General features: G+C 64.0%; 15 protein-coding genes and 1 tRNA gene. 9 read left to right on the top strand and 7 right to left on the bottom strand.

Annotated features, from left to right (window positions below):
* Positions 1–15 precede the first annotated feature (15 nt).
* Positions 16–864 (top strand): ComEA family DNA-binding protein, encoded by an 849-nt coding sequence (locus V7116_RS02370; protein ID WP_324390029.1) that lies wholly within the window; start codon positions 16–18, stop codon positions 862–864.
* A gap of 9 nt (positions 865–873) precedes the next feature.
* Here V7116_RS02370 and V7116_RS02365 read toward each other — a convergent pair whose 3' ends face one another.
* From V7116_RS02365 to hutI, 3 genes are all read right to left on the bottom strand, one after another.
* Complete coding sequence (locus tag V7116_RS02365) at positions 874–2388, bottom strand: hypothetical protein (protein ID WP_324390027.1); 1515 nt, start codon at positions 2386–2388, stop codon at positions 874–876.
* Entirely contained in the window at positions 2361–2939 is a 579-nt protein-coding gene (locus V7116_RS02360; RefSeq protein ID WP_324390025.1) for an RNA polymerase sigma factor, read from the bottom strand. The genes V7116_RS02365 and V7116_RS02360 overlap by 28 nt, the downstream gene beginning before the upstream one ends.
* Positions 2940–3040: 101 nt before the next feature.
* Positions 3041–4345 carry an imidazolonepropionase gene (gene hutI, locus V7116_RS02355; protein ID WP_324390023.1) on the bottom strand — a complete coding sequence of 435 codons (1305 nt, stop codon included), beginning with the start codon at positions 4343–4345 and terminating at the stop codon, positions 3041–3043.
* Positions 4346–4445: 100 nt separating this feature from the next.
* Here hutI and trmD point away from each other — a divergent pair, with 100 nt between their 5' ends.
* A complete protein-coding gene (gene trmD, locus V7116_RS02350) occupies positions 4446–5216 on the top strand; it encodes a tRNA (guanosine(37)-N1)-methyltransferase TrmD (protein ID WP_324390021.1) in 771 nt (256 codons plus the stop codon).
* A gap of 82 nt (positions 5217–5298) precedes the next feature.
* Positions 5299–5571: a 30S ribosomal protein S20 gene (gene rpsT / locus V7116_RS02345; RefSeq protein ID WP_324390019.1), complete on the top strand. Its 273-nt coding sequence runs from the start codon at positions 5299–5301 to the stop codon at positions 5569–5571.
* Positions 5572–5711: 140 nt separating this feature from the next.
* On the opposite strand, the gene V7116_RS02340 is transcribed toward rpsT, so the two are convergent.
* Positions 5712–6350: a winged helix-turn-helix transcriptional regulator gene (locus V7116_RS02340; protein ID WP_324390017.1), complete on the bottom strand. Its 639-nt coding sequence runs from the start codon at positions 6348–6350 to the stop codon at positions 5712–5714.
* Between the two features lie 607 nt (positions 6351–6957).
* On the opposite strand from V7116_RS02340, the gene V7116_RS02335 reads away from it, so the two are divergent.
* A complete protein-coding gene (locus tag V7116_RS02335; protein ID WP_324390015.1) occupies positions 6958–8142 on the top strand; it encodes a M20/M25/M40 family metallo-hydrolase in 1185 nt (394 codons plus the stop codon).
* 1 nt (position 8143) lies between these two features.
* Here V7116_RS02335 and V7116_RS02330 read toward each other — a convergent pair whose 3' ends face one another.
* Positions 8144–11521, bottom strand: coding sequence for an ATP-binding protein (locus V7116_RS02330; RefSeq protein WP_324390013.1), 3378 nt, complete (start codon positions 11519–11521; stop codon positions 8144–8146).
* Positions 11522–11738: 217 nt separating this feature from the next.
* Between V7116_RS02330 and V7116_RS02325 the strand changes: the two genes are divergently transcribed.
* The 3 genes from V7116_RS02325 to V7116_RS02315 are packed head-to-tail and all read left to right on the top strand — an operon-like array spanning position 11739 to position 19633.
* Entirely contained in the window at positions 11739–16103 is a 4365-nt protein-coding gene (locus V7116_RS02325) for a protein kinase domain-containing protein (RefSeq protein WP_324390011.1), read from the top strand.
* A gap of 56 nt (positions 16104–16159) precedes the next feature.
* Entirely contained in the window at positions 16160–17296 is a 1137-nt protein-coding gene (locus V7116_RS02320; protein ID WP_324390009.1) for a hypothetical protein, read from the top strand.
* Between the two features lie 30 nt (positions 17297–17326).
* Positions 17327–19633 carry an SH3 domain-containing protein gene (locus V7116_RS02315; RefSeq protein WP_324390008.1) on the top strand — a complete coding sequence of 769 codons (2307 nt, stop codon included), beginning with the start codon at positions 17327–17329 and terminating at the stop codon, positions 19631–19633.
* 54 nt (positions 19634–19687) lie between these two features.
* Here V7116_RS02315 and V7116_RS02310 read toward each other — a convergent pair.
* Positions 19688–19761: transfer RNA gene (locus V7116_RS02310), tRNA-Val, on the bottom strand.
* Positions 19762–19949: 188 nt separating this feature from the next.
* On the opposite strand from V7116_RS02310, the gene V7116_RS02305 reads away from it, so the two are divergent.
* Positions 19950–20834: a hypothetical protein gene (locus V7116_RS02305; RefSeq protein ID WP_324390006.1), complete on the top strand. Its 885-nt coding sequence runs from the start codon at positions 19950–19952 to the stop codon at positions 20832–20834.
* Between the two features lie 8 nt (positions 20835–20842).
* Positions 20843–22465: a hypothetical protein gene (locus V7116_RS02300; RefSeq protein WP_324390004.1), complete on the top strand. Its 1623-nt coding sequence runs from the start codon at positions 20843–20845 to the stop codon at positions 22463–22465.
* 88 nt (positions 22466–22553) lie between these two features.
* Here V7116_RS02300 and V7116_RS02295 read toward each other — a convergent pair.
* The coding region (locus V7116_RS02295) for an SH3 domain-containing protein (RefSeq protein ID WP_324390002.1) at positions 22554–22939 on the bottom strand (386 nt) is incomplete at its 5' end.

The following is a 22939-nucleotide window of genomic DNA, read 5'->3' as shown; positions in this document are numbered from 1 at the left end:
ACAGGAGATTGCCCGGTGTCCTCTCCCGCGCCTGATGCCCCGCTCCTGGAACGGTTGAAGTATGTGATCTTTGCGGTGCTGGCGCTTGCGATTCTGGCAGGCGTCGGTGCCTTGATCTGGCGGCGGCCTGCTCCGGCCACCATCGAGATTATTCCCCCCGGCCCGACCGCGATCCCTTCCCCAACCGCGACTCCCGGCCCCTTCATGGTCTACCTGACCGGCGCGGTGCAGCATCCCGAAGCGCTCGTGACGCTTGACTACGGCAGCCGCGTGTATCAGGCGATCGACGCGGCGGGCGGTGCGCTGGAATCGGCGGATCTCTCCCAGGTAAATCTGGCGCAGCGCCTCCAGGACGGCGATCAAATCCAGGTTCCGACGCGCGTGCCTGGCACGGATATCCCCGCCGCGCCGTCCGCGACTGCGATCCTGATCACGCCGACGCCCGGATCGCTGACCGTGTACGTGGTGGGTGAGGTGGCGCATCCCGAAAGCCTCGTGACCGTGCCGCAGGGCAGTCGCGTGCAGGATGCCATTGATGCGGCGGGCGGCGCGACGGGAAACGCCGATCTGTCGCGCGTCAATCTGGGCCAGCAGCTTAACGATGGCGACTACGTGTACGTGCCCCCGCTAGAAGGGGACGCGATCCAGACGCCGACGCCCAACCGCCCCTCGCTGATCCACGTCAACAGCGCGAGCGCCGGCGAACTGGCGACACTGCCCGGCATCGGGCCGTCGCTGGCCGACGCAATCGTGACGTACCGCGATGAGAACGGTCCGTTTACCAGCCTGGACGATCTGGATGCGGTGCCCGGCATCGGTCCGGCGAAGTTGGACGCGATTCGGGATCTCGTGGCATTCGATTGATCGGAGTGGTTACGAGGCGGGCAATCGCCGCACGGCCAGCACATTATCCCACTGCCAGCCGCCGAGCGTGCCCGTTTCGGGCTGGCGGGCGTTGGTCAGGATACGCGCCGGATCGTCGCCGTTGGTGAGCGGCACGGACCATAATTCACTCGCGCCGCCGTCCGTCTGGCGGATGACAAACAGGTGCTCGGGGCCCGCCCAAATGACGTCCTGCTCGGACGCATCCCCCGGCAGGGCGACCGGCTTCAATTCCCCATCTTGCGGCGCATACAGATAGAGTCCTTCGCCGCCCGGCGCGCCCGGCACGATCGTCGCCGCCCACGCGCCGTTGGGCGCCCAATCAAGCGCGGCGGGACGCGGAATCTGCGCGGGCACGGTTTGCTGCTGCCCGTCGATCACGTTGACGAGCACCAGCCGGTTATCCTGCGCCGTGAGCACGCGTTCCTGTGTGCTGAGCGGCCACGCGAGGTTATCGCCCTGAGCTAGCGTGCTGCCGGGGATCTGCTCCAGCCGGTGCGCCAGCACATCGACGCGGTAAAGCGCCGGGCTGGCCCCGCGCGCCGCGGCCACCTGATCCCACGCGAGCAGCACGGTTCCGTCCGTGGACCACGCCGCAGGCACGAGCAGTACGCTGTCCGGGGCGGGGTTGCGCACCAGCTCGCTGCGATAGCCCGTCGCCGGATCGAGCCGCCACAGGCTGTCGCCAGACGCGTAAGCGATGGCGCTGCCATCCTGCGACCAGATCGGGACGTTCGCCGCGCCTTCGTCAGCGGGCACCATCTCGCGGCTGCTCTGCGCGGCAGCCTCGAACAAGGCAAGCCGTCCCCATCCGTCCGTATAAGCAAGCACCGCTCCGTCCGGCGACCATGCCCAGCCCGCGCCGTCCGTAATGTCGATGCGCGCGTGCACCGTTTCGTCTTGCGTGGCGATGATGTGCAGCGTGCTGCCCTGACCGACAGCGACCCACTGCCCATCCGTCGAAAACTGGATGTTGCGCGGGCGGGTCAGGTAGGCCAGCCGTGCCACCGGCTTGACTTCGTTTTCCGACAGGCGGATCAGCACCAGCCCGTAATCCGTGCCCGCTGCGACTATCGCGGGCGGACCGTCGTAGCCGCCCGGCAGTTCGAGGCTGCGCAGCGCGACGGTGCCGCTGGACGGCATGAACAGCAGAAAAACGAGCGCCAGCACGCTCAGCAGTATCACTGCCGGGCCTGCCGGGACGATTTCTTGCAGTCGATACAGGAACGAGGTGCGGCGCGGCGGCTTGTGCCATTCCGCTTTGATGGCGTCGAAGTTCAGGCGGGCGGAAGGGGTGGCGTTATCGAGTGTGTTGTGCAGATCGCGCTGCACGCGGCGCGCGACGGCGGCGACTGCCTCGGCGTGGGCGCGGCAGGTCGCGCAGGTCGCCAGATGCGCGCGAATAATCTCATCTTCTTCCGGCAGAAGCTGGCCGAGGCTGTACTCTTGAAGGGTAATCTCGTCGTAGTGAATTTGCTCTACCGGATGTTTTCCGCTGCCAGCCATCGAACCTGTTCTTCTCCCAATTGAGCACGCAATTTGTCAATTGCCAGGCGCAGCCGTGAGCGCGCCGTGTTCAGGGAGCAGCCCATGATGTCTCCCATCTCCTTATACGTGCAATCGGCGTAAAAGCGTAACACGATTGCTTCGCGGAGTTTGGGACTGAGCTGGTCGAGGGCAGACAGCAGGCCCGATTCGGCTTCCTGTCGCAGATAGTAACTTTCGGGACCGGGCGTATGATCGCGGATCTGGTGGCCGAGGCCGAGCCAGTGGGCCAGGGGGATGCTGGGCAGGATCTTGCGCCGCCGCTTATCGCGCGAGCGGCTAACCGTGATCGTGTGGAGCCACGTGCTGAAGCTGCTCAGGTCGGCATTGTAGTTGTGGATGTTCAGCAGTGCATAGGTCAGCGCATCCTGCGCGACCTCTTCCGCATCAGAGGAATCGCCCAACAGGCCCAGCGCAAGCCGGAAGGTTCGCAGTTGGTAAACATCGAATAACTGGCGCGCAGCGCGGTCGTCGCCTTCTTGTGCTCGGCGTACCAGCAGGTCGTCATCCATAAGACTCTACCCGTTGCTGTGAAGTGTCTGTGTTTATTGTACTCGGTATTTGCCTGTTTCGTTCAGTCAATTTCACGAATTACGGCGTGTTACACACTATCTTATCCCATCCAGGCCAGCAGGGCGCGCCAGTCGGCGCTGTGGGCGATGTGCCCGCGTTTGATCACGGTATGCGCCAGATTGCTGCCGAACCGGTAGCTGAGAAATGGGTACGATGGCACGTTCCAAATGACGACGTCGGCCTGTTTGCCCACCTCGATGCTGCCGACATGATCGGCCCGGTCGATGGCAAACGCCGCGTTGATGGTGGCCGCGGCCAGCGCTTCGGCGGGAGTCAGGTGTAAGTAGCGTGCGGCCAGCGCCATCACGAACTGCATGCTTTCGTTCCAGCCCGTGCCTGGGTTGCAGTCCGTAGCGATGGCGAGCGCGGCTCCCGCGTCGATGAATCGCCGCGCCGGGGTGTAGTGGGGCAGGCCCAGGCCAAAAGGCGTGGGCGGCAGCGCCACTGCGATCGTGTCCGACTGCGCGATTGCCTCGATGTCATCGTCCGATGTGACGACCACATGATCGACCGAGATCGCGCCCAGTTCCGCCGCCAGCCGCCCCGCGCCCAGCGACTCGAATTCGTCGATGTGGACTTTCAGCCCCAGACCGTGCGCTTTGGCGGCTTCCAGAATGCGCCGCGTCTGGTCCAGGTCGAACGCGCCCACCTCGCAGAAGACGTCGCAGAAAAGCGTGCCGGGCCAGTGCTCGTCCCGCCACTGGACGACGGCGGGCAGCATCTCGTCACAGATCAGCGTCACGTACCCGTCGGGATCGTCCGCATATTCCGGCGGGATGGCGTGCGCGCCGAGGAACGTGGCCGCCAGCTCGGCGGGATGCTCCATGTCGAGCAGCGCGATCGCCGTGAGCATGGCGATCTCGGACGGCGTATTCAGTCCGTACCCGGTTTTGCATTCGATCGTGGTCGATCCGTGCGCCAGCATTGCATTGAGGCGCGGTTTGGTCTCATCGATCAGTTGGTGGATCGAGGCGTGGCGCGTGGCGAGCATTGTGCGGTTGATCCCGCCGCCCTCGGCCATGATCTGCTGGTATGTCGCCCCGGCGATGCGCCGCTCGAACTCGTCGGCGCGGTCGCCCGCCCACAGCACGTGCGTATGCGGATCGACCAGGCCTGGCGTCACGAGTCTGCCTTCCGCATCGATCTGATGCGTGGCGCTGTAACGCGCGGCCAGATCGATGCTGTCACCAACCTCGATGATGATGCCCTCATGCGCGGCGATCGCGGCATGCTCGCGCAGTCCCAGATCCCCGAGCCGGTGTCCGCGCTGGGGGCCGCCATCGTGGGCGGGCACGGTGCATAGCTGGCCGATATTTGTCACCAAAAAGTCAATGGATTCGCTCATGGTTGTCAGAGTCCATCTTGACCGGAGAGGGCGGCATCGCTTTCCGTGAGGCCCTGTGGTACGATGTCGCACAGTAGGGGATCAGGAGGAAGCGACCGCGATGCGCATAGATATATTGACGCTGTTTCCCGAGATGTTCGAAGGCCCGTTCACCGAGAGCATAATAAAGCTCGCGCGCGAAAAAGGGCTGATCGACATCCGGCTTCATAATATTCGTGATTATACCACCGACAAACATCGCACGGTGGATGATACCCCGTACGGCGGGGGCGGGGGCATGGTCATGATGCCCGGCCCTATGATCGAGGCCATTGAAAATGTGCGTGGTGACGATCTCGCGTCCCCGGTGATCCTCATGACGCCTCAGGGTCGCGTATTCAACCAGCGTGTCGCGCAGGAACTCGTCACGCACCCGCGCTTGATTCTGGTGTGCGGGCGGTACGAGGGTGTGGACGAGCGTGTGCGCCAGCTTGCCGTGACGGACGAGATCAGCATTGGCGATTTCGTATTGACCGGGGGTGAGCTGCCCGCCATGATGATCGTGGACGCCGTGTCGCGTTTAATCCCCGGCGTGCTGGGTGCTCGCTGGGCCGCGGACGAGGATTCGCACGCGATGGGTCTGATCGAGTATCCCCACTATACGCGCCCGGCGGAGTATCGCGGCCTGACCGTGCCGGACGTGCTGCTCGACGGCAATCACGGCGCGGTGGACGTGTGGCGGCGGCGCGAAGCGATCCGGCGCACGTGGCAGCGCCGCCCCGATATGCTGCTCAAGGCGGAGTTGACCACGGCGGAACAGTGGTTCCTGTCCGAGCTGGCCGAAGAGAGCGCCGCGCTGCGGGTGCAGTCCGGTGATGAGACGCCGGGCTGAGATAGCTCTGGACAAAGGGCGGTGGTTTTGGTACAATGCCGCACGTCTCATGGAAAGAAGTTGAGGAAGACTGGAGACTTAGGTGGCTAATCATAAGTCTGCTCTGAAGCGGATTCGCTCCAACGAAAAGAAACGCGTCAACAATCGCATTTTCCGTTCGCGCACGCGCACGGAGATGAAGAAGGCCCGTACTGCCATTGCTGAAGGCAATGTGGATCAGGCCCGCGAAGCAACCGTCCAGGCCGTTCGCGCTCTGGATAAGGCCGCGGTGAAGGGCATTCTGCATCCGAATAATGCTGCTCGCCACAAGAGCCATCTCATGAAGGCTCTGGCCAGCCTTGAGGCGTCGAAGTAGCGACCGCTGACGGCTACTCAGCCCGATAGCACGAAGGCATCTGATGCGCGAGATGCCTTTTTGCGTTTTAAATTCCTCGCAGAACAATACGTGAGGATGTGCGGTGTTTTGTCGTTTATAGAAGCGGGCCGGGCCGGTTGCTAACTGGCTGCGGCCTGTTTTTTCTTCCGGGTTGCAGCAGGCTTGGGGGTTTCTGCCGGGGTGCTGCCGTCGGGCACGTCGAGGCGGTAGCCTACGCCGCGCACCGTCTTGAGGTATTTGTTGCTGCGCGGTTCCGGTTCGACCACATCCCTGATCCAGCGGATGTGCACGTCGAGCGTGCGCGTATCGCCCATGTAATCCGTATTCCACACTTTCTGCATCAGCTCGCGCCGTTCCAACGTCTGGTTGGGGTTGCGCATGAACTGTTCCATCAGTGTGACGAGCTTGGGCGTCAGCTTCTTTTCGGCCCAGGGCGCGGTGAGGGTTTGTTTTTCCAGGTTGAGGGTGAACGGCCCGACCACCAGCAGTTCTCCGCCGGGGCGCACCACGAACCGCTCGATGCGGTTGATCAGCTTGCGCGCCGTGAACGGCAGCGTCAGCTCGACGTCTGCCGCGCTTTCGGGCGTGTCTTTTTTGGCCTTCTTGCCGGTGGGCTTCGCTTTTTTGGCGGCGGGTTCTGCCGCGCGGATCTGGATGATCGGCAAACTGCCCAGCTTTGCGCGAAGTTGGGCACAGATCCGGTTGCCTGAAGTGCGCAGCGATGCCGCGTCCACCACGATCACATCGGGACGCGTCACCTGGGCCACCATCAGGCCTTGCTTCCCCGAGTGTGCAATGTGGACTTGATATTTACGTTTCAGCGCCGCGGCAAAAGAGACACCGTTGGCTCGTGCATTTTCGATGAGGAGGATTTTTCGTGTCCTCATGCGATCCTCTCAGAGACGTGTGCCAGCGGTTAGCAGTGGGAGGGCCCAGTTCCGGTGCAGGGATGCGTTGACTACTGGTGTGATTATAGTGACTGGCGAGCGGCTGACAACTCAAATTTCGGAGAATTTTACAAATTGGCCCCATTTGGAACTGAATTCATGGAGCTTAATTGCCTTCTGTTGCCCACCAAAGCCAAAAATAGCGGCAGCTTTTCGACCCAGACACCCATATATGGCGGCGCGCGCAGTTTGGCTCGGGGAGAAAACTCGTTTTCAGTTCGTGCATTAAGATCTCTTAACACTCGGCATATGCATTTTTCCCACGCTTATCCCACGCGATCCCATCTCTTAACCTTTATTTTGGGATATTCTTGTTTCACACCCTGGCGGCGCTGGTAAGTCGCGGGGCTTTAGGGTAGAACAGACAGCACAATCTCCGGTCATTGACCGCCTATGTTCGATAGAATGCGAGGCTGGTTTGAACTTTTCCAACGGGATCATTCAAGAGCTTGTCCAGAGCGCCGCGCTTCAGGATCTTCGGCAGGCCATTGATCCCGAGGCTGTTCTTGCCGAAGCCGTCGCCATCCAACAGATTGCCGCCCCGACTTTTCATGAGCATGAGCGTGCCGAGTATGTCCGGCAGCGTTTCGAGCAGGCCGGGCTGCGCGACGTTGCCATCGATTCGATGCTAAACGTCTACGGCTGCTGGCCGGGGCAGCAGGCTGATCGCCCGGCGGTGATGCTGTCTGCGCATCTGGATACCGTGTTCGGCCTCGGCACGGATCTCACCACACGCCGCGAAGGGGCGCGCCTGTACGGCCCCGGCATTGGCGATAACAGCATTGCGGTGGCCGGGCTGCTCGTCTTGATTGATTTGTTCGCCCGCCGCGAGATTCGGCCCGACGCGGATATCTGGTTTGTTGCCAACAGCCGAGAGGAAGGGCTGGGGAACCTGGACGGTATCCGCGAGGCGTGGCACCGGCTTCACGACCAGTTGGGCGCGGCGATCGTGGTCGAGGGCATGGCTTTGGGGCGGGTCTACCGCGCCGGGATTGCGGTCCGCCGGTTGAAGATCACCTGCCACGCGCCGGGCGGTCACAGTTGGCTGCACTTCGGCGCGCCGAGCGCAATCCACGGTCTGATCGCGCTCGGTGGACGTATCCTGGCCTTGAAGCCCCCAGATAAGCCCCGCACCACCTATAACGTTGGCTTGATCGAAGGCGGCTGCTCGGTCAACAGCCTGGCGACAAACGCGCACTTTTACCTCGATATGCGTTCCGAGACGGCGGAGGGCCTCCAGGCGTTGGAGCAGGCCGTGTTGAACGCGGTCACCTCGACGCGCACACGTGACCTGACGTTTGAGATCGAGGTGGTGGGTAACCGTCCGGCTGGCGCGATCGATCCCGAGCATCCGCTGGTGCAGACGGCGCTGGCAGCGCTGCGGGCGGTCAACATACGCGGGGTTCTCGACGCGGGCAGCACGGACGCCAATATGCTGCTGGCAAAGGGACTGCCGACGGTGACCGTTGGCATCAGTGTGGGAGGATACGCGCACCGCCCGGATGAATATGTCGAGATTGGGCCGGTGCGCGATGGGTTATGGCATTTGCTGCTGCTGGTTCTGGCGGCAGCTCAGCAAGTCGAGACGTGGCGACAGCCTTAAGTCAGGATCGATGGGCAGTCTGGGGTAGGGCGAGCGCATCCTGTGGCTGCCACGGCGCACCCTCGCTGGCGCGCATGATGAAGTCGTGCAGGCTCACCTGCTCCAAAAACGACGCGCGATACCGGTCGTCGCCGATTTCAGCGGCCTGATTGTCTAACGCGGCGCGGGCCTCGGCTATCCATCCCTGCGCCGTGCTTTCGTCGCCCAAACCGTGTGCGGCAGCGGCGCGCAGCGCGAAGATCTCCTGTGGCGACGTATCCTCCAGCAGCATGATGTATTCCAGCGGATACGACAGGCGGCGCAGGGCGTCTTCGTACCGTTCCGCGGCCAGATGCGTGATAGCCCACGCAACCTGCGGCAGCGGGTACAGGATCGGCAGGCGCACGCGGCTCATGGCCTGCGAGGCGCGGCCCGCCCATTTTTTCGCCTCGGCGTCGTCTCCCAGCGCGACGCAGCAGCGCACCAGCGTCAGCGCGGGCGACACCACCTCGACCTCTCCGATCAGCGGGTCCGGCGCGACGAGCAGATCGCGCAGCATGTCGCGCGCGGCGGTCGGATGGTTGCGCGTTAGCTCGATCTGCGCCAGCAGCACCCGCGCGCCAAGCCCTAGCACGCCCGTTTCCTCGCTGATGCGGCGTGCTTCCTGAGCGACATCGGCGGCCTCGTCGTACGCGCCGAGCTTCAGGTATGCCAGCCCCAGATTCGCCAGCGGCAGCCACGCAATCGCCGGATCAAGCTGTGATGGGGTGCTGAGCGTTTTTGCCAGTCGGAGCACTTCCATCCAGTTCCCCGCATAGACTGCCAGCCGCATCTCGGTTTGAGCCAGCGCCTGCCTGATTTCAGGCAGATCGTTCTGCTTGCTGAGTGCACGCATGTCGTTCACAAGGTCGTGCATCGCCACGATATCGCCGGAGCGATACGCGATCTCGATTGCGTGCTGCAGCGCGTCCATCTGGCCCCAGCCATCGCCCAGGCGGGTATAAATCTGGTGGCCCCGCGTGGCGGCTTCCTGCGCCCCGGCCAGATCGCCCTGGCCGAGCCGGTGTGTCGCCTGCTGCAACGCGGCACGCGCCTGTCGCGGCTCGTCCAGCGCAGGCACGAGCGCGTCGATCGCGGTGATCAGGTCGGGCGGGTAGTACAGGCCACCCGTCGCTGCCTGCCGCCGGAATTCCGCCCGCAGCGCCAGCATATCGAACCGGATCGCGTCCAGTGCTTCCGGCAGGGTCGCGGCGTCGATGTTGGGGCCGTGCTGGTCGAGGATGGTCTGTACATTTTCGGCGTAGCGGTTTGCTTCGGCCATCGCCCCAGCCAACTGCGCCGTGCGTGCCGCCCGCCATTCGTACAGCAGCGCCCGCGCCCACTCGTGCGCGTGCCCGAAGTGATAAGCAAGCTGCGCGGTTTCGGGCAGCGTGGCTGCCGCGGTCGAGGCTGCCAGCGCTTCCCCGGCACGACGGTGCAAAAAACGGCGGCGCGGCGCGCTGGTGTCCGCATAGATGATCTCACGTACCTTGATGTGCGTGAATTCGTAGCGTCCGGGGGCGGTTTCCGCCAGGATCAGCGCGTTCAGCACTTCGTCCAGCGCCAGATCGACGGGGGAAGTCGGATCGACGAGTTGGGCCAGCAGACGCTCGTCCAGGTCGTGTTCCAGCACTGCCGCCGCCGTGAGCAAATCCTGCGCGGGGCGCGTTAGCCGCCGGATGCGCCCCCGGATGGTTTGCAGCACCACGCCCGAGAGCGGCAGCCCATCGCTTTCGACCGGGATCCCGTTTGACAGGTGCAGGATGCCCTGTTCATCGCGCCGCAAAATGCCCTGTTCCAGCAGCGCGCGCAGCGTCTCGACCATAAAAAACGGGTTTCCCGCCGTTTCGCGGGTCAGGAAGGCCATCAGCCGGTCGGCGTCACTGCCTGCCGTGATTTGCCCCAGCAGATCGTGTACACGCTCTGGCGGCAGCGGCCCAAGCTGGATACGCGTCGTAGGCGCGGGGGCATGCACTGAATTGCTCGGCCAGTCCAGCAGCGGCGAGTCGAACGAGACTTCCTCGTCGCGCAGGGTCGCCAGGACCATGAACGGCAGTTCCGCGCAGCGCCGCAAGGCGTGATTGAGGCAGGCGAGGCTGGCGGGGTCGGCCCAGTGCAGATCTTCCGCGATGAGCCACAGCCCGCGCCCCGTGGAAGCCAATCGCCGGAGCACGGTCGTTACCGCTTCTTGCAACCGCACGGCGGTATCGGGCGCGGCGGTCAGCCGGATCACCTGCGATTCACGCGCGTTGGCTTGCAGCGACGGCACGAGCTGGATCAGGTCGGCGCGTGTCACGGGGTCGAGCGGCTCGTCCAGGTGTGGCAGGGCCGCGTTCATCACCTCCGCGATCATGTGGTAGGGCGTTCCGGCCTCCATTGCGTAGCAGCTTCCGGTCAGGAGCGTGACGCCTGCTCCTGGCAGACGCGCGGCGGCTTCTTGCACCAGCCGCGATTTCCCCATGCCCGCCGGGCCGGTGATCAACAGCAGGCGGCTGTGTCCTGACTGACAGATGCGCCACTCCGCCGCAATTTCGGCCATTTCCGCGTCACGCCCCACGAGCGGCACTTGCTGAAGCTCCTGGCTCGCGGCGGGCGGCGGCGCAGGCGGCGTAACCGGGATCGCGCTGACCATTTCACCCGCGCGGATCGCTTCGTATAACGCGGTGGTTTCCGGCAGCGGATCGGCCCCCAGCTCTTCATCGAGGGCCTTCACGCACTGCTGGTAAACGCGCAGCGCCGCGCTGCGATCGCCGGTGGCCGCGTGTGCCGTCATCAGCGCGCGATGCGCGACTTCCTGCAGCGGGTCCAGTTCGAGCAGCCGGTGCGCGTAAGTCAGCACGGCAGGCCAGTCGCCGCTGTCCTGGCACAGCCCGATCAGGTGGCGCAGCGCGATCAGCAGCCGCTGGCGCGCGTGCTCGCGTTCGAGCAGCGCCCAGTCAGCGTAGATTTGCTTGAGCAGGTCGTCTTTGTACAGATCGACGGCGCGCTCCAACAGTGCGCGATCGGGCGGTTCGGTGCGGTGGGCGTCCAGCAGCAGCCGCTCGAACTCCTCCGCGTCCACCCACAGCGCCACGTCCGGCGCGATCGCCAGCTCCGTGCCTTCCGCCGCGATCAGGTCCTCGTGAGGTTCCAGCGCACGCCGCAGCAAGTAGAGCGAGCGGCGCAGGCGTTCCTGTGCTTTGGCAGGCTCGGCGTCCGGCCAGAACAGCGTTTGCAGCTCCTCCCGCGTGATACGCCGCTGCCGGTTGAGGACCAGAAACGCGCAGACGGCGGCAGGCTGTGGGGGCAGGATTATCGGCTGGCCGCCGCTGTGAAGCCGCAGCACCCCAAACAGGTGAAACCGGAATGTAGTGGTTGTCATGAGAGGTTCCCCGGGCGGCATGATGTCGTACAGCGCTCGCCGGTTTGCCACTGATGCTCCGGCGGAGACTGCCGCACCCGCTCTAAACCTAAATGTAGCATGGAAAGCGTTATTTTCGGAATGGCTTCCGGTTGGTATTCCAACGCCCGGCTGCGTACAATAAGGGCGCGTTGAATAAATGGCAGTTCTTTTTGCCGCCTGGTGTCAGGAGCCATCTATGTCCGCACGAGCGTCAGGCCGCCGTACGGAAAGCCTGTTTGATAACCGCTATCGCTACGATCACATTTACCCGCGGGGTCGCTCCGGCGAGACGCTGCGCGCGTACGATACCGCCGATCATGACCGTCCGGTGGTCGTCAAACGGCCCGCGCCCCAGGACGCGCCGCCGATGCGCGCCGGGCAGGAGGTCAGCATCCGCAACGAGCGTCAGGCGCTTGAGCGGCTCTCCGGTCATGCCGTGCTGACCGAGCTGCGCGGCAGCGGGACGTTCCGTGTCGGCGGGCACACGCACGAGTATATCGTGATGGATCTGGCCCAGGGTGAGATCGTGGAAGATCTCGTTCTGGATCTGGCCTCACGTAGTGCGCTCCTGCCGGAGCTTGAGACGCTCGTGATCATGGATCGCCTGCTCGATCTGCTGGCTTTCGCCCACGAGCACGACGTGATCTACAACGACGTAGACGCCAAGCACCTTTTCTGGAACCGCGAAATGTACCAGTTGAAGGTGATCGACTGGGGTAACGCGGTGTTTTTGGATGAACCCGGCGCGTCGCCGGGGGTGACGCGGGCCAGCGATATTTTTCAGTGTGGGGAGCTGCTGTATTTCATCCTGACCGGCGGCAACCGTCTGGCGACGGATGGCAGCGAGGACGAGAGCTTTTTCGTCAACTTTGGCACGTATGCGGATCGCGTGCCCGCGCGCCTGCAAACCATCGTGTCGCGCGCCGTGCATCCCGATCTCAAGCGCCGCTACCGCACCATCAACGATTTGCGTCAGGCCCTGGCCGAGCACCGCGCGCCGCTGGAAAAATCGCGCGACGAGATCGTGGCCCGGGTACGCAAGCGCGTCCGCCCGACCGCCAGCCAGGAAGAACTCGAAGAACTGGCCGATGCGCTCCAGTTGGCCCTCGATATGGACCCTGGTTACCCGGAAAGCCGCAGTCTCGCCGCCGACATTTATGGCTATCTGAACCAGATCGAAATCCAGGCCGATCTCGACGCCATCCGGATTTACCTCGAAAGTGGCAACTGGCCGCGTGCGATCGGGCTGCTGCAAGATCTGCTGCCGCGTGCCGCCAAAGACAGCCAGCCGCTGATCCGCTTTCTGATTGCGGCGGCGGCGATGCTGGACGGGCTGCAACTGCCTGCCGCGCCCGACGGCCTGCTGGATGCGCTCGATCCGCTGCTGCGCGGGGACGGCGAGACGGCTGCCCAGGCGCTGCTGCTGAAGGCGGATCGTGTCTCTCCGGCAGGGGAGGCGCAGTGGCTGCTGGCCGAACAGCTTGCGACCCTCATGCCCGGCATCGACCTGCTGCGTCCGCATCTGGTCCGCCTGCGCCGCGATCTGATGGACATGCCGGAGGCCCGTGACCTGTTGGTGACACTCGATGAGATCGAGGACCTGCTCGATCACGGCGGTGGGCAAAACCTGACGCGGCTGGTGGTGATTTACCAGCACGTCGAAAGCCGGTTGGCCCAGGCCGAGGAGCGGCTCGAAGCGCTGCCTGCTGGGGATGACGACCTGCGCGAAAGTATGCTGGCATCGGTCATTCGCGCACGCCGCGCCGCGCATCACATCGTGGAGCGGCTGCAAGAGGTAGGCGAGTATGTCTACCGCGATCCGCGCCACGCGGGCGACCTGCTGCGCAAAGCCGCTGCTATCGATCCAACCTCGGTCAGTTTTGAGGCCCTGCACGATTATTTTGACGAAGTGCATCAAGCGATCGAAGCGCTCGGCCAATTCAAGCCGAAAGGCGATGGCGCGAATCTGGCAGGGTGGTTCGAGGACGTGCAGGCCTTTTTGCAGCCTTACCTGGACGATCTGGCCGATCCTGCTTTTCAGGGTGCCGTGAACGCGCTGCACCGCGCGGCGGGCGGCTGGCGCACGGCGGTGAATTATCTGGCATTGGGACGCCGCCAGCCGACGGTCGATGAGCTGCACGGCGCGGCGGATCTGCTGCGGCTCTATAACGAGCACGTCGCAGCGTGGATGGGCACGCTCACCTCGCGCCTTCCCGATGCGGCCTTCGTGGAGCGTTTCAGCCCGAATGGACCGCTGGCCGATGCGCTGATCGAGGGCTGGAAAGCCTGGGATGCCGGGGATGCTGCGCGTGCGGCAGCGTTGGGCCAGCAGGCGTATGATGCCGCGATGACCAGCGGCGAACAATTGGCGGCGGATCGTTTGCGCCGTTTGGGGGAGCTGCTCGAACAGTGGGTTAAAGGCGACGGCCTGCACGACTCCGAAGTAACCGACCGCGCCGAAACGAACGTGCTCTCGGTGCTGCTCTCCGACGAAGAACAGGAGCGCCGCACCTTCGCGGAGCAGATGCCCAGCACTACGCTATATCTGCGGACCATGTCGCGCGGCATCGTGGCCTATATGCACCAGAGCAGCAGCGCCGGGTGGCGCGCGCTCTACCTGCATTACGTGCTGCGCGGCGCGCTGGCGCTGAATACGGCAGAGATCGAAGAGGCCGAGTTCTGGCGCGATGTGGCGAGCAAAGCCTTCGATGGTGCGCGCACGCACCGCGCCTTCCAACTGCTCGATCGCGCTGTGACGGGCTACCGGCTGATGCAGAGCGTCGAGCGGGCGTTCAACGCACCACAAGGCCCGGAACATGTGGACGAACTGCGTCACGCGGTCAACCAGCCGCTTGCCGGCGAACTACTGACCGGGGCCGAGCAGTCCGTACAGGCTGTGGCCGACGCACTGCGCGACTGGTCGGACGGAAATTTCGGCGCGGCACGGGCCGCGCTCGACCGGGCGCTGGAACAGATCAACATCGCAATCAGCAAGGGCAATCTGAACATCGCGCCCTATGTGGACTGGGTGACGCGCCTGCGCGACCGCGCCGCCGAGCTTCAGCAGGCGCGCATGGTGATCGACCAACGCGCGATGTCGCCGCAGCCGGAACCCGATCCTGCCGTAACCGAGGCACACCGCAAGATCGTGGATCTGAGCACGGCGACGCTTGGCGTGGAGTACGCACATCAGGTCCGCCAGTGGAATGAGATGTACCGCGTCGTGCTTGCCACATATACGTCCGACCAGTCACGCCGCGAAAAACTGGCCGCGTTTGGGCGTCATTTTTCGTCGCTGTTCATCACCAAGCACCCGGCCTATCCGCTGTTCCGGCATTGGGAAGGGCTGATAGAAGAGCTTCCGGTGGACGAGCCGGAACCTGTCACGCCGGAAGCCGCGCCCGATACCTCCGAACCGACCCTGTTGGACGAAGAGACGCTCACGTTCTACGACGACGAGGAGCCACAGCCGAAGCGACGTAAGCGGGCCAAACCGCCCAAGGAAGCGCCCGCTCCGGTTGAGGAGGCGGCTGCGCCGGAACGAGACGCCGCGCCGTCCGAAGATCACGATCTGCCCTGGAACTGGATCATTGCCATTGCCGCCGTCGTGCTGATGATCGCGGTCGGGTATGCGATTTCACGCGCGGTAGGCCGCGACGATGTGGCCACCGAGCCGACCGTGCCCGCCGCTGGCGTGGCTGCCGCGCCCAGCGCGACGCCTGAGCCGACCGATTTGCCCCCGACAGAAACGACGCTGCCGCCCACCGAAGCCGTGCCGACCCGCACGCTGGAAGCAGTCGCGCTGCCCGCCGTGGATACCGCGACGCCAACGACCCTGCCGACCACCCCGGCACCCAGTAACACACCGGTTCCAACCGAGCCGCCGCCTACGGCGACGCCTGCACCGACCGATACGCCGCAGCCCGTGGGAACGGTGACCGCAACGCCGATTTCCGTCGCCTCGCGCCCCGCGACCAGCGTGCTGGACGTGCTGGAAAATATCGATTCCGCCGCCCAGACGTGGTCCGACGACGCGCTGGTTCCGGGTGACGATGGCGTGTGGCGGCTCTCGACTGCAAGCAGCGGTGGCGAGGTCAGCATCGACCTGACGCCGGATCTGCTGAACACCCTGTTCCGGGCAGGCACAGCCAATTCGCTGGCGCGCGCGGATGTGACGTTCGAGCTGCAAAGTCCCGACCCGGCAGCGCTGGCGGGCGGATCGATCGCGTTTGGCCTCGGGTTGGCGAATGCGCAGGAACAGCGCACGATCGGTGAAGTGCAGTTGGGCGCGGACGTGATCGACCTGGGCTTGAATCAGGCCGGGCAGTTCCGGTCACGCACGCAGCTTCCGGCCCAGGCGGGACCGATCGAGCTGTCGGTCCGGCGCACCAACGAAACGACCTTCAGTTTCTACGTGGACGGTAAGCTGTTAGGGGATTCTGTGATGCTCTTTGCCGAAGGGCAGCCAGTGACTTTGATTCTGTATGCGTCAGGTCCGAACGTGGTCGTCCGCGTAACGGACTTCAACATCGATGCTGTGCCGCGTGGGGAGCTGCCATAGCAGTTGGTACGGCGTAGACGGGTAGGGGGCAAAAAACACGTCTGGAAAGGGACAGTATGCGCGCATCAGAAACAGCGCTGAAAAATCTGTATCGCATTGGAAATACGATCGACACGTTTGCTCCCGGCCATTATGCCCGCGTGCTCGACGCCGACAGCCTCGATCTCAACGAGACTGTTGCGTTTAAAGTGATGCGTCCCGAGCATCTGGGCGCAGATGGCGCGCCGCGTTGGGAGGCGCGCGCTTTCATCAACGAGGCGGATTTGCTCGTCAAGATGGCGAGCAGTCCGGCCACGGTCCGTTTTTTGGATTGCGGCTACCTCTCCGCCGATGGCGAGCGCCCCGAAGGCGGCGACATCATCTCGTTTGGCACGGATGTCGCGGCTTTTCGTGAGCACCTTTACCCGTACATCGCGCAAAACTGGCGCCCCTATCTGGCGCTGGAAAATCTCCCGCGTCACGAGAACCTGTTCTACCAGATGAAGCCCAACACCCCGAACAACCGCCGCCGCCTTCCGACCGAAGAGGGTATCGATCTGGCGATGCAGTTCGCGGAGTTTTTGCGCGTGGCGCACGAGCAGTCGATTGTTTATCTCGATCACAAGCTCGAACACGTCTATTGGGACGGCGAAACGCTGCGCGTGATCGACCTCAACAGCTCGCAGTTGATCCAGGCGGGTACGCACACGCTTGACCAGTCACTGATGCAGGATATCCATAATCTGTGTGTCGGCATCCTCTATCCCGTGTTTACCGGCCTGTCGCCGCAGAAGGGTACATTGATGCCCCAGCCCGCGTCCCAGTCGGAAGTCGAGCACCGGTATTCCGACGTGAACGATCTGGATTTCGGCGTGGAACCCACGTTGAGCCAGGCGATCCAGGACGTGTTACAGCGGGGTGCGCGGCGCGATATGCCGAACGTGCGCACGTTCGTGACGGGCCTGGAGCGTGCGGCGCTGCGACATGGGTGGGAGCTGCCGGGCCAGCATACGTCCCCGGCGCTGCGCGACGCGCGCAGCCGGATGCGGCTCGGTCTGGCCGAACTGCGAGAAGGTCAAGAAGCGCTTCGCCGCGCGCGTGAAAGCCTGCTGGAAGCGGTGATCCTGGATGATATCAACGAAGATGTGGAAGCGGAGCTTCGCCGCCTGCTGGCCCAGATCAACGACGCATTGAACGCCCGCGTGATTCCTTAGGGCAACGTCCAACTTAATTGGGAGAGTCTTATGGCCGATCTCAAACAACAGCTTGATACGCTGCGTCGTGAATTGGATGCGCTGCCGTCCAGCGCGACCGCCAGTGAGCTGGCGCAGCTTGAAGCTGAGGCTCGTACGCTGCTGGCCCAAAGCAAAAATACGCCCTACGAAGAAGCGGCGCGCGACCTGTTCGCGGAACTCGCACGGCGCAGCGCCCCGGCGTCGCCGGAGGCGGCCACGGTACGCAGCCTGCTGCGCCGCGCGCGCATTCGGATCGAGATCGCGGGCGACGAAGACGACATCGACGAAGCCGTGGATATTCTGGCCGAAGCGCTGGAACACGATCCCGACAATGCCGAGACGCTTGAACTGCTGCATCAGGCTGCAGAGCGCAGCCCGCAGTTAAACCTCAAGGTAACAGGGCTGCTCGACCGCTATGACTTGGGGGTCGCCCCTGTGCCGCAGGCTCCCTCATCAACGCCCGCGCTCGATCAAACGCCCTCACCGGACGGCGGATCGAGATCGTCCACTTCTTCGACTGGCTCCATGACTTCTTTTTCCGGCGCAATGAGCGATCTGCTCTCGGACGTGACGCAGGCGTACTATTCCGGCGATTACCAGCGCGCGGTCGATCTCTCGAACCGCATCCTGTCTGAAGATCCCGATAACGCCCAGGCGCAGGAATATCGCCAGAAGGCTGAAGATAACCTGCTGCGCGGCGTCGTGCCCGATCATCGCATTCCGTTCGATGCACGCGTGGCTTATAACCGCGCCAACTCCCTGGTGCGCGCTGGGAACTACGACGAAGCGGAGCGCCTCTACCGTGAGGCGCGCGATCTGGCCGCACGGTCCGGCATCACCAGTTGGAAGGACGTCGAGCAGGCGCTGCTCGATATTCAGGATCTGGCGCTGGCGCGCGAACTGTTGTCCGAAGGCGATCGCCTGCTGGCCGCGGACGATTGGGACGGCGCGCTGCAAAAATATGATGGGGCGCTGCGTGTCGTACCGAACGATCCGATGGCGCAGGACCGGATCGATCTGGTGGGGCGGGTGCGCAAACAGTTCGATCAGGTTGCCGTGCAGTTGAACATGGCGAGCGGTTCCCTGGCCGAGCGCGCCAGACTGCTGCAAGAACTGTTGAATACGGTCGCCGGGCTGCGCCAGATGATGCCCGGCAGCGAGCGGCTCAACCGCCTGTCGCGCGAAATCGAGGATCGGATCGATAACCTCGTCGCGCAGTTGTACAGCCAGGCGCAGGGCGCAATGACGCGCGTCGAATCGGCTACGGTGCTCGATGAGCGTCTGCGGCTGACCACCGACGCGGTGAAGGCCCTGGAAACCGCCGCCGCGCTCGCTCCCGCGGACGACGAAATCAACGCGATGCTGCAAAAGGCGCGGCAGGGTGAAGCGGATATGGCCGAAGCGCGCCATATCATCGAGCGTGCCTCCGCGTTGATCGCACAGAATTACGAGAACGAGCTGGCCCAGGCGCGTACGATGTTGGCCGGGCTGCGCGCCTATGCGCAGGACCCGCGCTACCGCATGATCGTAGCTGACCTGCTGGCGCGTCACCTGGAGCGCGTCGAGGCGGCGCTGGATCAGAACGATCCGGCGACGGCGCAGCGCTGGCTGGATGTGACCAAAGATGAACCGTTCCGCATTCTGGGGCGTCGTACTGAGATCCTGCGGCTGGAAGAAAACGTGCGGAACATGCGCCGCCGCCGTTATGCGTTGTGGAGCGTCAGCGGCGTGGTGATTCTCGTCGTGCTGCTGGCTGTGGCCCTGGCGACACGCCCGGCGTGGGGGCCAATCATAAATCCGCCGACCGATACGCCGACGCTCACGCCGTCCAGTACACCCACATCGACGGTGACGCCGACACCGACGCTGACGCCGTCTGTCACGCCGACGCACACCTGGACGCCAACACCCAGCCTCACGCCGACGCATACCTGGACACCGACGCCCAGCCTCACGCCGACCGAAACGTATACGCCCAGCGTCACGCCGACGGCTAGCGATACACCCATCCCCAGTGAGACGCCGACCGCGACTTATACGCCCAGCCTGACCGCGACGCCCGAAGCGTTGTGCCGCGTTTCGGCTAACCGCGATGGCGCGTATATCCGCGAGCGCCCGACAACCAGCTCGCAGCAGATCACGGTCGTGACACGCGGCACGGCGATGCAGGTGATGGAGCAGCGGTACGACGATAACGGGCAGTTGTGGTATCGCGTGAAGTTCCGCGTGGGTGCGACCGAGTTTAACGGCTGGATTGCGTCGTTCCTGGTGGTTGAAATCGGGGATCGTGAGTGCCCGGCGCCGCCCGATCAGTAAGGGTGGTCAGGCCTGGAAAACACAGAGGCCACTCTTCGGAGTGGCCTCTGGCAGTGGGTCGTAGAAGACTCGAACTTCTGACCTCGTCGATGTCAACGACGCGCTCTATCCAACTGAGCTAACGACCCGCAAGTGCCAACATTATAGTGAACCCCGGCTTAATGCGCAAGGGTGGATCGTGCCGGAGTTCGAGGAATTTTTCGGATGGTCATACAGTGTAAATTCGGTCTCAAATGGTGAAATATAACCTGTCGGTGCATCAATGCGCCGTGCTATAATCTCGCCTGGCTCACGAGCCGCACACAGGTAGGCCGCTATGCCAGAGTCGCTCCAAAACATCTTAATTTACGCAACGGGCGCGTTGTTTGTGCTGGCGCTGCTGCTGGTGCTGATCGCGCTGCGCTTGTTCCGTCGCAGCCGCACCGACATTTTTTGGCGGCGGCGGCGCGAAGCCGGGCAGCGGGGCTGGCGCTTGTTCGTCCTGGGCGGCGTTTTGTTTGTCTTGAGCGCCGTGGCCTGTGTGTCGTCGGTGTTCCTGTCGGTGTTTGGGGAAGAATCCGGGTCTACGCCGACTGTTGAGACCGCTGTCGCGGGCGCGCGCACGGCGGATGTGCAGGACGAGCTGACGGCGACGCCCAGCCAGGAACCGCTCCCCACGACTGCCCTGGTCGATAGTGAGGCGACTGTACCATCGCAGCCTATCGAGCCTACCGAAACGGTCGATACGCCGACGCCTGTGCCTACCGTGGTGGTGATCATCACCGCTACGCCGCCGCTCACAACGCCGCTCCCCACGCCGTTTGCCACCTATACACCCAACGTGACTCCCGTTGTGTCGAGCGTTACCCCCAGCCCGGACGCCGCACTTGAGATCACCGCGCTGGACAGCGCTATCTCCGACCAGCTTGGTCCGGTCAATCCCCGGACGAGCTTCGAGGCGGGTGTCAAGCGTATCTACCTGTTCGTGGATTTCCGCAGCATGGAGCAGGGTGTGTTGTGGAAACGCGAGTTGTACTGGGACGGTGATCTGGTGGACGGGAACGCGTATTTGTGGGGATCGGAGACGGAAGGCAGCAGCTACTTCTTCTTCGGCAGTGATACCGGGTTCCCGGCGGGCGAATACGAGATTCGCCTGTACATCGGTGAATCGGGGACGCCGATCAGCAGCGCCCGCTTCGCTATTGTCGAGCCTGCATCCTGATCGATCCCATGCGCCGCTCGTTTGCGCAGAGGGCATCCCATGACCGCGCCATCCGTGCGCGGTTTGTGATTCTGGGCTGTGTGCTGGCCGGGCTGGTGCTGCGTCTGGCCCTGTTGATTCATGCCGGGTGGCGCTACGACTACGACGAGGGTATGGTCGGCCTGCAGGTGCTGCGCATCATGCGGGGCGAGTATCCCGTGTTTCACCCTGGCCAGCCCTATCTCGGCGCGCTCGAATCCTACCTCACGATCCCCCTCTTTCACCTGTTTGGCGCAAACGCCGTCACGCTGAAACTGCTCCCCTGGCTGCTGTCCGGCGCATATGTGGGCGCGACAGGGTGGTTGGGTGAGCGTGTGTTCGAGCGGCAGGTAGGGGCGCTGTCGGCGCTGCTGGCCGCGCTTGCCCCCCCGTATCTGCTGATCGTGGGCATGAAAACCTGGGGCGCGACAGCGGAAACGCTCGTGCTCGGCAATGTGGCTCTTATCGCCACAACCTATGCCGTGGATGGATCTCGATCGGCACCGGAACGTGCGCGGGCGTTAGTGCTGCTGGGCCTGATCGCAGGGGTTGCGTTTTGGCTTTCGTGGTTGTTCGCCTTTTACGCGCTTCCGGTCGCGGTGGTGCTGTTCTGGCGCGGGCGTGATGTGCCGCGTTGGGCGTGGCTGGGTGCGGCGCTCGCGTTTGGCGCGGGCAGCGCACCGTTCTGGATCTACAACGTCGAGCATCCGCTGGCGACCTTCCGCTATTTCTTCGATGGTCCCGACACGTTTCATGCCACGACCGCCCAGGTGCTCGATCACATGGTCAACGACCTTGGGCCCCGGCTCGTCAGCGGCGATCCTTTGTGGCGGCGGCTGAGCTGGCCCGCAATCTGGTGGCTGCAAGCTGTTTATGAGGGCGGCGCGGCTTTACTCGTGCTGTGGGTGGTTCGCGGCAGGTGGAACGCGGCGCAGCGCCCGGCGCGTCTGCTGCTGGCGCTGTTTGCGCTCGGCGCCCCGGTGATCTATGTGGCGAGCGGATGGGGTAACCGGGCGATCAACGCCTTCGGCTTCGACGCGACCGGGCGCTACCTGCTGGTCCTGCACAGCGTCATACCCATTGGCGCAGCGGCGGCTGCCGTCGCTCTGGCCCGTTGGCGGCACTGGATGCGGCCTCTCGGCGCGGCGGTGGCGACCAGCGTGATCGTGTTGAATTTACTTGGTGCTGTGCGTGCCGATCCGGTCAAGGCCTTTACGTCGCCTTACTACATGCGCCAGCCCGTTACGCTGGAGCCGCTGATTGCGTTTCTGGATCGGCAGGGCATCACTGCCGTGTGGACAGATGTGGGCGTCGCGCATGTGTTGATGTTCGAGACACATGAACGCATTCTGGCGGCGGACTGGTACGATATTTACGCCGCGAAGGGGCTGCTGCGTTTCCCCGACGTGCCGGTCGAGATCGCGCAGGCGGATCGCGTCGCATTCGTCGAGGTGATTCTGCCCGGCCAGACGGATACGCACATCGAGCGGGCGTTTGATGCGTCCGGCGTGCCCTATGCGGCGACGCGCGTCGCGCCCGATCTGCTGGTGATCGTGCCCTTCGCGCCGGTCGATCCGGCGATCCTCGGTGATGGCCTGGGGTATCAGTTCTGAAGCAGTAGATGAGGGGGAACAAACAAATAGGGGCGTTGTCCGTGTTTTCCGGCAACGCCCCTCTGCTGTTATTGTTTGCTGAATGGGGTTACTGCAGCGCGGGTGCGGCCACCAGCGGAACGCCGCTTACGTCGCCCTGCGGCGCGGTCAGCCCGGCGAAAACCCATGCCGTGCCGCTTTCGTAGCTGATCGCCCACCAACTGCTGTCCGCGTTACGCCCCACGATGTCGATGGTATCGCCCTGGTGCAGCGTGCCGACGGTCGGGTAGGCTGTGCCCGGCCCCTGCCGCACGTACAGCTCGCCCGTATTGACCGTGGCGGGCACGCCGCTGCCCGTGCTCTGGACGGCGGGCGCCTGGGTGGGTTGGGCGGGGGCAGTCGTCGGCTGTGCGGTTGGCTGCGGCGCGGATTCCTGGGTCGTAGGCTGCGGTGAGGGCAGATCCGGCGCAGGCGGCGGTGTGGCATCGGCGGGGG

Source organism: Aggregatilinea sp., assembly GCF_036822615.1.
GTDB lineage: Bacteria > Chloroflexota > Anaerolineae > Aggregatilineales > Aggregatilineaceae > Aggregatilinea.
This window is presented reverse-complemented; position numbering and strand designations above follow the sequence as displayed.